Origin of the sequence: Mycobacterium sp. (assembly GCF_044342925.1) — a bacterium.
Lineage (GTDB): Bacteria > Actinomycetota > Actinomycetes > Mycobacteriales > Mycobacteriaceae > Mycobacterium.
Window position 1 is genome coordinate 1 of the sequence record NZ_JBIIOV010000086.1, and the last position, 13,679, is coordinate 13,679.

At 69.0% G+C, this 13,679-nt stretch carries 13 protein-coding genes; 1 reads left to right on the top strand and 12 read right to left on the bottom strand.

The window, feature by feature from the left end:
• The 8 genes from ADBZ6I_RS10430 to ADBZ6I_RS10465 form a co-directional block, all read right to left on the bottom strand.
• Positions 1–1,315, bottom strand: a 1,315-nt coding sequence (locus tag ADBZ6I_RS10430) for a malate synthase G (protein ID WP_526383493.1), incomplete at its 3' end; no start/stop codon positions are given.
• Between the two features lie 66 nt (positions 1,316–1,381).
• Positions 1,382–2,278, bottom strand: a complete 897-nt coding sequence (locus tag ADBZ6I_RS10435) for a 3-methyladenine DNA glycosylase (RefSeq protein WP_526383495.1) — start codon at positions 2,276–2,278, stop codon at positions 1,382–1,384.
• Positions 2,271–3,323, bottom strand: a complete 1,053-nt coding sequence (locus ADBZ6I_RS10440; RefSeq protein ID WP_526383497.1) for a CBS domain-containing protein — start codon at positions 3,321–3,323, stop codon at positions 2,271–2,273. The genes ADBZ6I_RS10435 and ADBZ6I_RS10440 overlap by 8 nt, the downstream gene beginning before the upstream one ends.
• The gene (locus ADBZ6I_RS10445) at positions 3,323–4,675 is read right to left on the bottom strand and encodes a CNNM domain-containing protein (RefSeq protein WP_526383499.1); all 1,353 of its coding nucleotides are present in this window, start codon (positions 4,673–4,675) and stop codon (positions 3,323–3,325) included. The genes ADBZ6I_RS10440 and ADBZ6I_RS10445 overlap by 1 nt, the downstream gene beginning before the upstream one ends.
• 98 nt (positions 4,676–4,773) lie before the next feature.
• Positions 4,774–6,213 carry a GuaB1 family IMP dehydrogenase-related protein gene (locus tag ADBZ6I_RS10450; RefSeq protein ID WP_526383501.1) on the bottom strand — a complete coding sequence of 480 codons (1,440 nt, stop codon included), beginning with the start codon at positions 6,211–6,213 and terminating at the stop codon, positions 4,774–4,776.
• A 34-nt stretch (positions 6,214–6,247) separates the two neighbouring features.
• Positions 6,248–7,699, bottom strand: a complete 1,452-nt coding sequence (gnd, locus tag ADBZ6I_RS10455; RefSeq protein ID WP_526383503.1) for an NADP-dependent phosphogluconate dehydrogenase — start codon at positions 7,697–7,699, stop codon at positions 6,248–6,250.
• Positions 7,700–7,725: 26 nt separating this feature from the next.
• Positions 7,726–8,649, bottom strand: a complete 924-nt coding sequence (locus ADBZ6I_RS10460) for a M56 family metallopeptidase (RefSeq protein ID WP_526383505.1) — start codon at positions 8,647–8,649, stop codon at positions 7,726–7,728.
• Between the two features lie 34 nt (positions 8,650–8,683).
• Positions 8,684–9,073, bottom strand: coding sequence for a BlaI/MecI/CopY family transcriptional regulator (locus ADBZ6I_RS10465; RefSeq protein WP_526383507.1), 390 nt, complete (start codon positions 9,071–9,073; stop codon positions 8,684–8,686).
• 193 nt (positions 9,074–9,266) lie between these two features.
• On the opposite strand from ADBZ6I_RS10465, the gene ADBZ6I_RS10470 reads away from it, so the two are divergent.
• The gene (locus tag ADBZ6I_RS10470; RefSeq protein ID WP_526383515.1) at positions 9,267–9,653 is read left to right on the top strand and encodes a PaaI family thioesterase; all 387 of its coding nucleotides are present in this window, start codon (positions 9,267–9,269) and stop codon (positions 9,651–9,653) included.
• Positions 9,654–9,662: 9 nt separating this feature from the next.
• Here ADBZ6I_RS10470 and ADBZ6I_RS10475 read toward each other — a convergent pair whose 3' ends face one another.
• The 4 genes from ADBZ6I_RS10475 to ADBZ6I_RS10490 form a co-directional block, all read right to left on the bottom strand.
• On the bottom strand, positions 9,663–10,964 hold the full coding sequence (locus tag ADBZ6I_RS10475) for a sensor histidine kinase (RefSeq protein ID WP_526383517.1): 1,302 nt from the start codon (positions 10,962–10,964) through the stop codon (positions 9,663–9,665).
• Between the two features lie 107 nt (positions 10,965–11,071).
• On the bottom strand, positions 11,072–11,461 hold the full coding sequence (locus ADBZ6I_RS10480; RefSeq protein WP_526383509.1) for a hemophore-related protein: 390 nt from the start codon (positions 11,459–11,461) through the stop codon (positions 11,072–11,074).
• A 72-nt stretch (positions 11,462–11,533) separates the two neighbouring features.
• Positions 11,534–12,907, bottom strand: coding sequence for a type II NADH:quinone oxidoreductase Ndh (ndh, locus tag ADBZ6I_RS10485; protein WP_526383511.1), 1,374 nt, complete (start codon positions 12,905–12,907; stop codon positions 11,534–11,536).
• Positions 12,908–12,979: 72 nt separating this feature from the next.
• Positions 12,980–13,679, bottom strand: a 700-nt coding sequence (locus ADBZ6I_RS10490; protein WP_526383513.1) for an LLM class flavin-dependent oxidoreductase, incomplete at its 5' end; no start/stop codon positions are given.

Here is a 13,679-nt window from a genome sequence, read left to right on the forward strand (position 1 = left end):
TGCCGACCTTGATGGTGTTGGCCGGCAGGCCGAGCACGTCCTCCACCCGGCTGAACAGCTCGCAGGTGTAGGCCACCTCGTCGGGGCCGTGCATCTTGGGCTTGACGATGTAGATCGAGCCGGTGCGGCTGTTCTGCCCGCCGAGTCCGTGCAGCGCGATCAGGCTGGTGAACAGGGCGTCCTGAATGCCCTCGTAGACCTCGCGTCCGTTGGAGTCCACGATCGCGTCGTTGGTCATCAGGTGGCCGACGTTGCGGACGAAGAGCAGGCTGCGGCCGGGCAGCGTCAGCTCGGAGCCAGCTGGAGCCGATCCGTCGGCGACATTGGATCCAGCGGCGGTGTAGGACCGGTCGCCGCTGAGCACCCGGGTGAAGGTCTTGCCGCCCTTGCTGACCTGCTCGGCCAGATCACCCCTGTTGAGCCCCAGCCAGTTCCGGTAGCCGAGCACCTTGTCGTCGGCGTCGACGGCGGCCACCGAGTCCTCGAAATCCATGATCGTGGTGATCGCCGACTCCAACACGACATCTTTGATGCCGGCCGGATCGGTCGACCCGATGGGGGAGGCGGCGTCGATCTGGATCTCGATGTGCAGGCCGTGGTTGACCAGCAGCACCGAGGTGGGTGCCTGCGGATCGCCGAGGTACCCGGCGAACTGGGCCGAATCGGCCAGGCCGGTGACGCCGCCGTCGTCCAGGGCGACCTCCAGTCGGCCCTCTTCGACCAGGAACCTCCGGACGTCGCGGTAGCTGCCCTCGGCCAGCGGGACGACGTCGTCGAGGAAGCGCCGGGCGTAGCCGATCACCGTGTCGCCGCGCACCCGGTTGTAGGCCCGGCCATCCTCGCCGACCTTCCCCGCGCCGTCGGATTCGCTGATGACGTCGGTGCCGTACAGGGCGTCGTACAGCGAACCCCACCGGGCGTTGGCGGCGTTGAGCGCGAACCGGGCATTGAGGATCGGAACGACGAGCTGCGGGCCGGCCGTCGAGGTGATCTCGGGATCCACTCCGGAGGTGCTGATGGTGAAGTCGCCGGGGTCCGGCTGCAGGTAGCCGATGCCGGTCAGGAACTGCTTGTACTCGGCCGGTTCGAAGCCACCGACGATGCGCTGACGGTGCCACCGGTCGATCTGCGCCTGCAGGTCATCGCGGCGGGCCAGCAGTTCGTCGTTGCGGGGCGTGAGGTCGGCGATGACCTTGTCCACGCCGGCCCAGAAGCTGGCGGGATCGACCCCGGTGCCCGGCAACGCCTCGTTGGTGATGAAGTCGTACAGCGGCTTGGCCACCCGCAAATCGCCCACGACGACCCGATCGGTCATTAGTTCCTCCGTGCTGGAGAGTCGGTATTCCTCCGTGCTGGCAAGTCGGTTGATCCTATCCGCCGGTCAGCCGGCCGCCGACGGCGCGGCACGCCGGGCGCTCGCAACGAGTAGTTGCTCGCAGCGTGCCAGCAGCGCGGCGCGCAGCGGAGCCGCCCGCTCGGCGAGCAGGCCCTGGCGGCGGGCATATTCGGCACGGCCAGCGGGTTCCTCGATGGCGACCGGCTCAAACCCGTACTGAGCCAGGTCATACGGGCTGGCCTGCATGTCCAGTAGCCGGGCCGCGCCGGCCAGCTCCAGGCAGTCCATCACCACGTCGGAGTCCACCAGCGGCCCCAGCTTGTAGGACCACTTGTAGAGGTCCATGTTCGCGTGCAGGCAGCCCGGTTGCTCGGTCTCGGGCTGGCGCTCGCGGCTCAGACGGTCCTCGTTGCGGCCCACGGCCGGCGCGGTGAAGAAGCGGTATGCGTCGAAGTGGCTGCAGCGCAACGGCATCGACTCCACGACGGCATCGGTGCCGGCGGCACCGAGGCGCAGCGGAACGCCGGCATGGCGCGGCGAGCCGGCCCGGTACACCATGGCCCACTCGTGCATACCGAAGCAGCCGAAGCGGGGCGCGCGGGCGGCGGTGGCGCGCAGCAGATCGGCGACGAACCGCACCGTCGGAATGCGGGAGGCCAGGTACTCGTCGCTGACCGTCACGCCGTCGGGGGTGGTGCGGTAGCTGCTGCGCTGCTGATAGGCGCGTGCTGCCGGTCCGGCCAGCACGGCGCCGTATCCGGGGTGCCAGATCCGCAGGTGGCGGGGCCGCAGGCTGTAGTAGGTGAACAGGAAGTCCCAGACGGGATGGGCGGCGCCGCGGCGGGCGCGAGCCTGGTGGTCGGCGGTGAACGCGTCCACCCTGGCGGCGTGGGCGTCTGCGCGGTCGGTCCAGACACGCTCGTCAAGAACCGCCTCAGCCACGGTGCATGCCGTCGCGCACCGTCCCCACCAGATCCTCGACGAGGTCTTCCAGAGCCACCATCCCGCACACCGCACCGCCGTCACCGGTGAGCAGTGCCAGATGGCTGTTGTCCTGGCGCAGCCGGGACAACGCATCGGGCAGCGGCATGGCGGCCGGCAGCCGCAGCAGCCGGCGTACCGCCGAGACGCCGACCACCGCGTCGGGGTCGTCGACGAGATCCAGCATGTCCTTGATGTGCACGAAGCCGACGAATCGGCCGTCGGCCTCGACGACCGGGAAGCGGGAGTACCCGGTCTTGGCCAGCGCCCGCTCGACGGCGGCGACGGCAGGACCGGTGCCGGGCGCGGCCACCGGAACCGTCTGGATCCGGTCCAACGGGATCGCCACGTCACCGGCCGCCCGGTTGCGAATCTGCAGCGCGCGGGACAGCCGCATGTGCTCTTCGGGGTCGAGTAGTCCTTCCGAGCGGGACTGGGCGATCATCTCGGCCAGTTCGACCATCGAGACGGTGTTCTCCAGCTCGGTCTTGGGTTCCACGCCCAGCGCCCGCACGATGGTGCGCGCACACCAGTCGTAGACGGCGATCACCGGCCGGGTCAGCTTGACCCACAGCAGGTACGGCGGGACCAGCAGCATGGCGGCTTTCTCGGGCCCGGCCAGTGCGATGTTCTTCGGCACCATCTCGCCGAGCAGCACGTGCAGAATGACGACGATCGTCAGCGCTACCACGAACGAGACGGTGTGCAGCACGGCTTCGGGAACGCCCAGCAGGTCGAAGACCGGAGAGAGCAGATGGGCCACCGCCGGTTCGCCGACCCGGCCCAGGATGATCGAGCCGATCGTGATGCCCAGCTGGGCACCGGCCAGCATCACCGCGAGGTTCTCGCCCGCCCGGATCACCGTCACCGCGCTGTGCTTGCCCTGTTCGGCCAGCGCTTCCAGCCGGTCGCGGCGGGCCGAGATCAGGGCGAACTCGGCTCCGACGAAGAACGCGTTGGCGGCGACGAGCAGCACCGTGAGCACAACACCGAAAAGGTCGCCCATCAGTCCCGGTACTCCTCGTCGTGGGCGAGTCTGACCAGGTCGACCAAGTCGATGCGGCGCCCGTCCATCCGCGCCACGGTGGCCTGCCAGCGCGGCGGATCATCGAGGGAGTCCGGCTCGAACCCGCGCAGCCGCACCGCATCACCCTCGGCCGGTATGCTGCCCAGTTCGGCCATGACCAGGCCGCCGATCGTCTCGTAGTCGCCCTCCGGGGCGCGGAAACCGGTCCGATCGGCCACCTCGTCGATGCGCAGCAGACCCGAAACCCGGTGTCCGCCGGCGATCACGACGACCTCGGGATTGAACGCGTCGTGTTCGTCGCGGATGTCGCCGACGATCTCCTCGATCAGGTCCTCCACGGTCACCATGCCGGCGATGCCGCCGTACTCGTCGGCCACCAGGGCGGTCTGCAGGCCGTTGGCGCGCATCTGCCCCATCAGCGCGTCGCCGTCCAGGGTGGAGGGCACCACCGGGACGTGCAGGGCCAACGAGCCAACCCGGACCGACATCCGCTCGGAGTGCGGAATCTCGAAGACCTGTTTGACGTGCACCACCCCGAGGGTCTCGTCCAGATCGCCGCGGGTGACCGGGAACCTGGAGTGACCGGTCTGCCGCACCATCTCCAGCAGGTCGGCGACGGTGTCGTCGGCTTCCAGCGACTCGATCTTGGAGCGCGGGGTCATGAACTCCTCGGCGGAACGGGCGCCGAACTGCAGCGACCGGTCGACCAGGTCGGCGGTGGGCTGATCCAGCGCACCCTGCCTGGCCGAGGTGCGGACCAGCGACACCAGTTCCTGGGGCGAGCGCGCCGACGACAGCTCGTCGGCCGGTTGGATGCCGAACCGCAGCAGAATCCAGTTCGCGGCCCCGTTGGTCAGCCGGATCAGCGGGGTGACGGCGGCGGAGAAGAACACCTGCGGACCGGACACGATCCGCGCGGTGCGCAACGGCACGGCGATCGCCAGGTACTGGGCGACCAGCTCGCCGAACACCATCGACACCGAGGTCGCGATGATCAGCGCCAGGATCAGGGCCACCGCGTCGACCCAGCCTTCGGGGATGCCGACGGCCGTGGTCACCGGAACCAGCAGGCGCGCGATCACCGGTTCGGCGAGATAGCCGGTGATCAGCGTGGTGATCGAAATGCCGACCTGGGCGCCGGAGAGCTGGAAGGACAGTGTGCGGTGCGCCTTTTGGACCATCCGGTCGCGCGGACCGCCGGTGCGGGCGTTGGCGTCGACGGTGCTGCGTTCCAGGGCGGTCAGCGAGAACTCCGCGGCCACGAACACCGCGGTGCCCAGGGTGAGCAGAACGAAGCCGAGCAGGCTCAGCGCAACGGAGACGACGTTCACCGGGTCTCCATCGGCCGCCCAGGGGCCTGCGGCACGCCGACCCCTTCCCGCTCGCAGAACAGAGGGGCAATGGTAGCCGTTCTACGGGGGCGCGTGTCCTACCAGCCGGCCGGCAGGGGGTGACCTTCGGCGAATCCGGCCGACGACTGCACGCCCAGTACCACCCGTTCGTGCAGTTCGGCGAGGTTGGCCGCCCCGACGTAGGTGCAGGTGCTGCGAACCCCCGAGGTGATGTGGTCCAGCAGGTCCTCGACACCGCCGCGGTCGGGGTCCAACGCCATCCGCGACGACGAGATGCCCTCCTCGAACAGCGCTTTGCGGGCCCGGTCGAATCCGCTGTCGGCGGACGTGCGGGCGGCGACGGCGCGTTTGGAGGCCATCCCGTAGCTCTCCTTGTAGGGCCGGCCGTCGCGGTCGAACATCAGGTCCCCGGGCGACTCGTAGGTGCCGGCGAACCAGGAGCCGATCATCACGTTGGCCGCGCCGGCCGCTAGCGCCAGGGCGACGTCGCGGGGATGCCTGACCCCGCCGTCGGCCCAGATGTGCCCGCCGAGTTCCTTTGCCGCCCTAGCGCATTCGAGCACCGCGGAGAACTGCGGACGCCCGACGCCGGTCATCATGCGGGTGGTGCACATCGCCCCCGGGCCGACGCCGACCTTGACGATGGAGGCGCCCGCCGCGATCAGGTCCCGGGTGCCCTGGGCGGACACCACGTTGCCCGCCGCCAGCGGGATGCCCAGGTCCAGGGCTGCGACCGCCTTGATGGTCTCGATCATCTTGTGCTGATGGCCGTGTGCGGTGTCGATCACCAGGACGTCGATCCCGGCTTCGGCCAGCGCGCGGGCCTTGGCTGCCACGTCGCCATTGATGCCGACGGCCGCCGCCACCCGCAGCCGCCCGGCGGCGTCGACGGCCGGGGAGTAGATGCCGGCCCGCACCGCCCCGGTCCGGGTGAGCACCCCGCCCAGCGAGCCGTCCGGCGCGGTCAGCACCGCCACCCCGACAGGCCGGTTCTCCAGCAGTTCGAACAACCGCCGCGGGTCGGTGTCCAGCGGTGCGGTGACGAAGTCGGTCAGCGCGATGTCACGGACCCGGGCGAACCGGTCCACGCCGGCGGTCGCGGCGTCGGTGACCAAGCCGGTTGGCCGCCCGGCGGCATCGACGACCACCGCGGCACCGTGCGCCCGCTTGTGGATCAGCGCGATGGCGTCGGACACCGAGTCGTCGCCGGTGAGGGTGACCGGGGTGTCGGCCACCAGGTCGCGGCTTTTGACGAACTCCACCGTCGTGCGGACGGCGTCGACGGGCAGGTCCTGGGGGATCACTACGATGCCGCCGCGACGGGCCACCGTCTCGGCCATCCGCCGTCCGGCGACCGCGGTCATATTGGCCACCACCACCGGGATGGTGGTGCCGGTGCCGTCAGCGGTCGCCAGGTCAACATCGAAGCGGGACACCACATCCGAGGAGTTCGGGACGACGAAGACGTCGTTGTAGGTCAGGTCGTAGCTGGGGGAGTGACCCTCCAGAAACCTCACGAGTGAAACCTCACGAGTGCATTCTCACGGGCGGCTACATCTGCACTTCCGTGTGGTCGCCGCTCCACTGGGTGTGGAACCGCGCGGCCGGGTCGGCGTCCGTGCGGCCGTAGGTGTGGGCGCCGAAGAAGTCGCGCTGGCCCTGGATCAGTGCGGCGGGAAGGCGTTCGGTGCGCAGACCGTCGTAGTACGACAGCGCCGAGGAGAAGCCCGGGATCGGGATGCCCAGTTCGGTGGCGGTCACGACCACCCGGCGCCAGCCGTCGACGCCCGACTCCACCGCGCTGCGGAAGTACGGGTCGGCGAGCAGGGTCGGCAGACCGGGGTCGGCGTCGAACGCCTCCTTGATCCGGTTGAGGAACTTGGCCCGGATGATGCAGCCGCCCCGCCAGATGGTGGCCAGCACACCAGGGGTGATGCCCCAGTCGTACTCGTCGGAGCCGGCCTGAATCTGGTTGAAGCCCTGCGCGTAGGCGATGATCTTGGAGGCGTACAGCGCCTGGCGGACGTCCTCGGTGAATCGCTGTGCGTCGGTGGGCCGTTCGCCGAGCTCACCGGATGCCAGCCCGGCAGCGGCCCGGCGCTGCGGCACCGAACCGGACAGCGCCCGGGCGAACACCGCCTCGGCGATGCCGGTGACCGGCACGCCCAGGTCCAGGGCCGACTTGACCGTCCAGCGGCCGGTGCCCTTCTGCTCGGCTTCGTCGACGATCACGTCTACCAGCGGCTGGGAGGTCTTGGCGTCGACCTGACGCAGCACTTCGGCGGTGATCTCCACCAGGAAGCTGTCCAGGTCGCCGGAATTCCATTCGGTGAAGACGTCGGCGATCTGCCGCGCCGTCAGCCCGAGGCCGTCGCGCAGCAGCTGGTAAGCCTCGCCGATCAGCTGCATGTCGGAGTACTCGATGCCGTTGTGCACCATCTTGACGAAGTGCCCGGCGCCGTCGGGTCCGATATGGGCGCAGCAGGGCACCCCGTCGACCTTGGCGGAGATTTCCTCCAGCAACGGGCCCAGCGACGCGTAGGACTCCTTCGGGCCGCCCGGCATGATCGAGGGCCCGTTGAGCGCCCCCTCCTCGCCGCCGGAGATCCCGGCGCCCACGAAGTGCAGGCCGCGATCGGCCATCGCTTTCTCGCGGCGAATGGTGTCGGTGTAGAGAGCGTTGCCGCCGTCGATGATGATGTCGCCGGGCTCCATGGCATCGGCCAGCTCGTTGATCACCGCGTCGGTGGCTTCACCGGCCTTCACCATGATCAGCACCCGGCGCGGCCGCTCCAGCGCGGCCAGGAATTCCTCGACCGAATCCGACCGCACGAAATTCCCCTCCGAACCGTGCTCGGCCAGCAGCGTGTCGGTGCGGCCGATGGAGCGGTTGTGCAGCGCGACGGTATAGCCGTGCCGGGCGAAGTTCCGCGCAATGTTGGAACCCATGACCGCCAGGCCGGTGACGCCGATCTGCGCGGTGGGTTTCGGGGATGCGCTCATTCTCGCCTCTTTCTTGTGGGGTCGGTTCAGGGCCAGAGCCGGTGCAGCTCAGTCAGCCATGGGACGGCCACCGCGATGGTGGGAATCACCAGGATCGCCGCGGCGGCGCAGTAGGCGGCCAGCGCGATCGGCACACTGTTGGGCGGCCCGGCCAGTCGGCGTACCCGCACCACGGTGCTGGTTCCGCCGGCCGCCATCGCGCCGGCGGGTGTGGGTCCGCATGCGCAGGTGACCAGCGCCCTGGCCAGCGGGTTGCGGCCCGCGGCGCGCACCGCGGCGTCGTCGGCGAGCAGTTCGACCAGCAGCCGCACCGCGTCGAGCGCAGTGCCGCTGCGAACGAACCGCGGGAAGGCGGTGTGCGCGACGACGAAGGCCTCCAGGACCAGGTCGTGGCGGGCGCGAAGATGAGCGCGTTCGTGCCGCAGGATCGCGGCCAGTTCCGGCCCGCTCAGCGCGGCCAGTGTGCCGCGACTCAGCACCACCCGGCTGCGCATCCCCGGCAGGCAGTAGGCCAGCGGTTCGGCCCGGTCCAACACGCGCACCCGATCGAGGTCGCGCGGGTGTTCGCTGAGCAGGTCCACCACCATCCGGTGGCGCGCGCGGCGGCGGCGGGTGCTGACCGCCACCGCGATGAGGGCCAATCCGAGTCGGACGCCGACCATCAGGGTCAGCGCCAGCATCAGCACCGAACACGACCACCGGGTCAATCCGAGGGTGGCGATCTGCTCTCCGATATCGGAGGTGGGACGGCCGTCCGGGCCGGGTACGAACAGCAGAGCGGCAATGGAAAGGCCGGCGCTGAATGTGGACAGCACCGCCGCGACGGCGATCGATTGCCACAGCACGACAGCGGCGCGTGGAGCGCGCAAGGGCCACGAGGCTTCCGCCAGCAACGCCGGGACCGGGCCTACCAGCACGAGGGCGAGGACGGTGAAGGCCAGCGCTGACACGCCTGACAGTCTCCCTTAGCGGAAGTGACGACCGCTAGCGGATCCCCTGTTTGGTCTCCAGTTCAGCCAGCGCCCGGCGCAGCGCGTCGGCTTCGTCGGCGCCCACCCGTTCCACGAAATTCATCAGGGCGGCCTGCCGGTCGCCGGAGTCGGCAGCTTGGTCCAGCGCATCGACCATCAATCCGGCCACCAGGTCGTCGCGGCCGTGGGTCGGGACGTAGCGGTGGGCGCGGTCGTCGCGGAGCTGAAGCACCAGGTTCTTATGGGCCAGTCGTTGCAGCACCGTCATGACGGTGGTGTAGGCGAGGTCGCGCCGGGCGGCGAGCGCTTCGTGGACCTGGCGAACCGTCTGTGGCCGCTCGGCGTCCCAGAGTTGGTCCATGACGGCGCGTTCCAGGTCACCGAGACCGGTCAGCTTGGCCATGCGCTCGTTTCTCCCCTCGGGCGCCTAATCTTATCCCCCAGTACTACCCGACGTCGTACCCGTTGTTCCAGAAGACTAAACGCCGGAATCTTTGCCCGCGTTCACAACGCTTCGGCTCACCGCGGAGTTCCCGCCCCCCGGGAAGGGGTGGCCGCACGGACGGTGTAGACACACAGTCGTGCAACCCCAGGACATGCCGCCCGCCCCGTTCGACATCGGCATCGGGCTGACCTACACCGAACTTACGCCTGACGGCGCAGCGGCCACATTGACCATCACCCCGGCGGTGCACCAGCCGATGGGGATCGTCCACGGTGGGGTGTGGTGCGGCATGGTCGAGTCGATGGCCAGCACGTCGGCCTACACCTGGCTGTCGGCTAACGGGGGCGGCAATGTCGTCGGGGTCAACAACAACACCGATTTTCTGCGGGCGGTCAGCGAAGGGACCGTCTACGGGGTATCTGAACCGGTGCACCGCGGTCGGCGTCAGCAGTTGTGGCTGGTCACCATCCGCGACGACCGGGACCGGCTGATCGCCCGCGGTCAGGTCCGGCTGCAGAACCTGGAAACTCAGGCGTAACCGGCCGGCCTAACTCGCCGACAGGCTCAGCGACAGCCGGGCTCCACCGAGCGGGCTGGTCTCCAAAGCCGCTGTGCCGCCGTGGAGTTCGGCTTGTTGAGCGACCAGCGCAAGGCCCAGTCCGGAACCGGAGTGGGTGGCCGTCGAGCCGCGGGAGAACCGCCGGAACACCGCCGCCCGTTCATGCTCGGGTACGCCGCTGCCGTTGTCGTCGACGATGATCTGCACGCCGTCGGGCGCGTGCCGGACGGCCAGCCGGACCTCGGTCGCGCCGCCGTGCCGGACGGCGTTGGCGATGGCGTTGTCGATGACTAGTCGCAGCCCCGCAGGCAAACCGACCATCGGCACCGCGGGCGAGGGCACCAGCCACACCCGCAGATCCGGGTAGACGCGTTCGGCATCGTGTGCCGCCCGGTCGAGCAGTTCGGTGACGTCGAAGGACACGAAGTCGTCGGCCGTGGTCAGTTCGCCCTGGGCCAGCCGCTCCAATGCCGTCAGGGTGGCTTCGATGCGGCTCTGGGTGCGGATGGTCTCCCCGATGACCTCCCGGCGCTGCTCGCCGTCGAGGTCGAGGGTGGACAGCACCTCCAGATTGGTTCGCATCGCGGTCAGCGGGGTGCGCAGTTCGTGCGAGGCCACCGCGGCGAAATCGCGTGCCGACTCCAGTGCTGCTTTCGTCCTGGCCTGCTCGTCGCCGATGCGCGCCAGCATGCCCTCCACCGCCTCGCCGATCTCCACCGCCTCGCTGACGCCGCGGACCTGGACCTCCTCGGGTTTGGACTGGGCGTTGATGGCGCGGGCCTGCTGGGCCAGCAGCCGGAACGGGTCGATCATGATCAGCGCGAAGAACCAGCCGACGATGACGGTGCCGATGATGACCCCGCCGCAGATGCCGACGACGCGCCAGTGCAGTTCGGCGATGCGGCGCTGGGTTTCGGTCACCGGCGCGCCGAGCGCAATCGACGCCATCCCCACGGTGAAGGAGCGGACGCGGTACTCGACGCCGTCGATCGTGGTGTTGGTGTAGCCGTCGGCCAGTTTCGGTAGCACGACGTCGGAGGGCACGGACACCGTCGAGCCGCCCACCCGGACGCTACGCACCAGGCTGCCGTCCGGGCTGGGGTTCCCGGCGGCGGGCGGCCCGGACAACAGGGTGCTGACGTCACCGAGACTGCTGACCGAGTCCAGCCGCCGGTCCAGCTGGCTGTACTGGTCGTTGGTGACGCCGACCCACACCCAGGTGCCCAGGGTCAGGACCAGCACCACGACCCCCAGGGCAGCGGCGATCACGATGGTGCGCAGCGACAGCATCCGGGTGGGCAGGCGCTGCAACAGCCGATAGACGACTTCGTTGGGTTTCACGATGAGGACGGACCCGACGCCCGCGGAAAAGACGTCAGGGCGCGGCGTGCCCGCAGTTAGATGGTGTCGGCCAGGACCAGCGCCCGCTGCGGCAGGTTGCAGCGATCGCGGAAGTCCCGCGAGGGCTTGCGGATGCCCTCCAGGTCGGCACGCACGTTCGGGTTGGCGTTGAGGTAGGCCTCGGTCTGGTCGCGTACCGCGGCCTTCGGCTGACCCTGCAGACCGGTGAAGAAGTTGTTCACATCGGGGTGGGTGAGCAGGTACGCCGACATCGCGGCCGAGATACCCGACATCACGCCGGTCATGTCGGCGCTGGTGCAACCCGGAGGCAGCGGGTCGGCAGCGGCCAGGCCGGGGGTGGCGACCAGAACGGCACCTGCGGCACCCAGCGTCACCGCCGCAGTGCGAAAAACGGACACCCGGCGTGAGCGGCTGGCAGCTGACATGACTTTTCCCCTTGCGTGGTTCGTGTGGTCATCATGCTATTGGAGCCCGGCCGATGTTCAACCGTGCGCCGGTCAGTAGGCGGCGATTTCGGCGTCTTCGACGCGTTCGGCGATCTCTTCGAGCTGCTCGATCCGGGTGCGGGCGTAGGCCTGCTGCTCGGTGATGGTCAGCTGGCCGCGCTGGCTGCCGATGAACGTCGAGACCCAGGACAGCGCCGTGGTGAGCCGGGCCTTGAACCCGACCAGGTAGATCAGGTGCAGGAACAGCCAGGACAGCCAGCCGATGAACCCGCCGAACTCCAGCGGGCCGACCTGGACCACCGCGGAGTACCGCGACACGGTGGCCATGGAGCCCTTGTCGAAGTACTTGAACGGCTCGCGGGCGGCCGGATTGGCCCCGTTAAGTTCGGCCTTGATCAGTTTGGCGGCGTACTTGGCGCCCTGGATGGCGCCCTGCGCCTGTCCGGGAACGCCCTCGACCAGCGCCATGTCACCGACCACGAAGACCTCGGGATACCCCGGCAGCGTGAGATCCGGGAGCACCTTGACCCGGCCGGCCCGGTCCACCTCGGCGCCGGACTGGTCGGCGACCATCGTGCCCAGCGGGCTGGCCGCGACACCGGCCGACCACACCTTGGTCTGGCACTCGATGCGCTCTTCGCGTCCGTCGCCGTACTTGACGTTGATTCCGTTGCGGTCGACGTTGGTGACCATCGCACCGAGCTGGATCTCCACACCGAGCTTCTCCAGCCGGGCGGCAGCCTTGAGCCCCAGCTTCTTGCCCATCGGCGGCAGCACCGCGGGAGCGGCGTCGAGCAGGATCACCCGGGCCTTGGTGGAGTCGATGTGGCGGAAGGCGCCCTTGAGGGTGTGGTCGGCGAGTTCGGCGATCTGCCCGGCCATTTCCACGCCGGTGGGGCCGGCGCCGACGACCACGAAGGTCAGCAGCTTGGCGCGGCGTTCGGGATCGCTGGACCGCTCGGCCTGCTCGAACGCGCCGAGGATGCGGCCGCGCAGTTCCAGGGCATCGTCGATGGTCTTCATGCCGGGCGCCCACTCGGCGAAATGGTCGTTGCCGAAGTAGGACTGACCCGCTCCGGCCGCCACGATCAGCGAGTCGTAGGGGGTGCGGTAGCTGTGCCCGAGGAGCACCGAGTCGACCGTCTTGTTCGCGAGGTCGATGTTGGTGACCTCGCCCAGCAATACCTGGCAGTTCTGCTGCTTGCGCAGGATCACCCGGGTCAGCGGGGCGATCTCACCTTCGGAGATGATTCCCGTCGCCACCTGGTAGAGCAGCGGCTGGAACAGGTGATGGGTGGTCTTGGCGATCATCTTGATGTCGACGTCGGCCCGCTTGAGCTTCTTGACGGCGTTGAGACCGCCGAAGCCTGAACCGATGACGACGACCTTGTGCTTATCCGACGGGGTGGCGCCTGGATGGGTCATCTTCGCTCCTGATTCAACGCCGGACTGCACAGAACGGGACCACGTTAGCGGGCCGTTGTCGTGCGTCTCGCATCATGTCCCCACGACGTGCCGCAGCGCCGCCCCGACGGCGCTGATTGACCCGGGCACATGGGACGGCAGATTCACGATCACGCCATCGATGCCCGCATCGACGACGTTGGATGCGACCGTCTCGGCGATTTGCTCGGGGCTGCCGACGGCCATCCGTCCGCGCATCGCGGGCGGAACCATGTCCTCGGTGAACTTGGCGTCCGGGATCGCGGTGAGCAACACCGAGGTCTCCAGCGTCGCCGGATCGCGGTCGGCCTCCTCGCAGCGCTGGTGCAGAGCCGCGACCTTGCCGGGCAGATCGGCGAACGGCGCGATGATGTTGAGGTGGTCGAAGTAGCGGGCGGCCAGGCCGAACGTCTTCTTCTCCCCGCTGCCGCCGATCATCAGGGGAATGTGGTCGCGGAAGCGGGGTTCGGCCATGGCCTGCTCGGTGCGGTAGTAGTCACCCGCGAACGTCACCCGCTCGCCGGCGATCATCGGCAGCATGATCTGCAGGGCCTCGTCGAGCTTCTTGAAACGCTCGGTGAACGTCCCGAACTCGAAACCAAGCTGGGTGTGTTCGAGTTCGAACCACCCGGTTCCGACACCGAGAACAGCCCGGCCGCCGCTGACCACGTCGAGCGTGGTGATGATCTTGGCCAGCAGCGTGGGATTGCGGTAGGTGTTGCCGGTGACCAGCGTGCCCAGCTGGACGTGCTGC

Excerpts from the sequence above, each read along its gene's own strand:
- ndh (WP_526383511.1), bottom strand. The coding sequence starts at position 12,907 with ATGACCCATCCAGGCGCCACCCCGTCGGATAAGCACAAGGTCGTCGTC.
- ADBZ6I_RS10465 (WP_526383507.1), bottom strand. The coding sequence starts at position 9,073 with ATGGCCAAGCTGACCGGTCTCGGTGACCTGGAACGCGCCGTCATGGAC.
- gnd (WP_526383503.1), bottom strand. The coding sequence starts at position 7,699 with ATGAGCGCATCCCCGAAACCCACCGCGCAGATCGGCGTCACCGGCCTG.
- ADBZ6I_RS10440 (WP_526383497.1), bottom strand. The coding sequence starts at position 3,323 with ATGGGCGACCTTTTCGGTGTTGTGCTCACGGTGCTGCTCGTCGCCGCC.
- ADBZ6I_RS10480 (WP_526383509.1), bottom strand. The coding sequence starts at position 11,461 with ATGTCAGCTGCCAGCCGCTCACGCCGGGTGTCCGTTTTTCGCACTGCG.
- ADBZ6I_RS10470 (WP_526383515.1), top strand. The coding sequence starts at position 9,267 with ATGCCGCCCGCCCCGTTCGACATCGGCATCGGGCTGACCTACACCGAA.
- ADBZ6I_RS10475 (WP_526383517.1), bottom strand. The coding sequence starts at position 10,964 with ATGCTGTCGCTGCGCACCATCGTGATCGCCGCTGCCCTGGGGGTCGTG.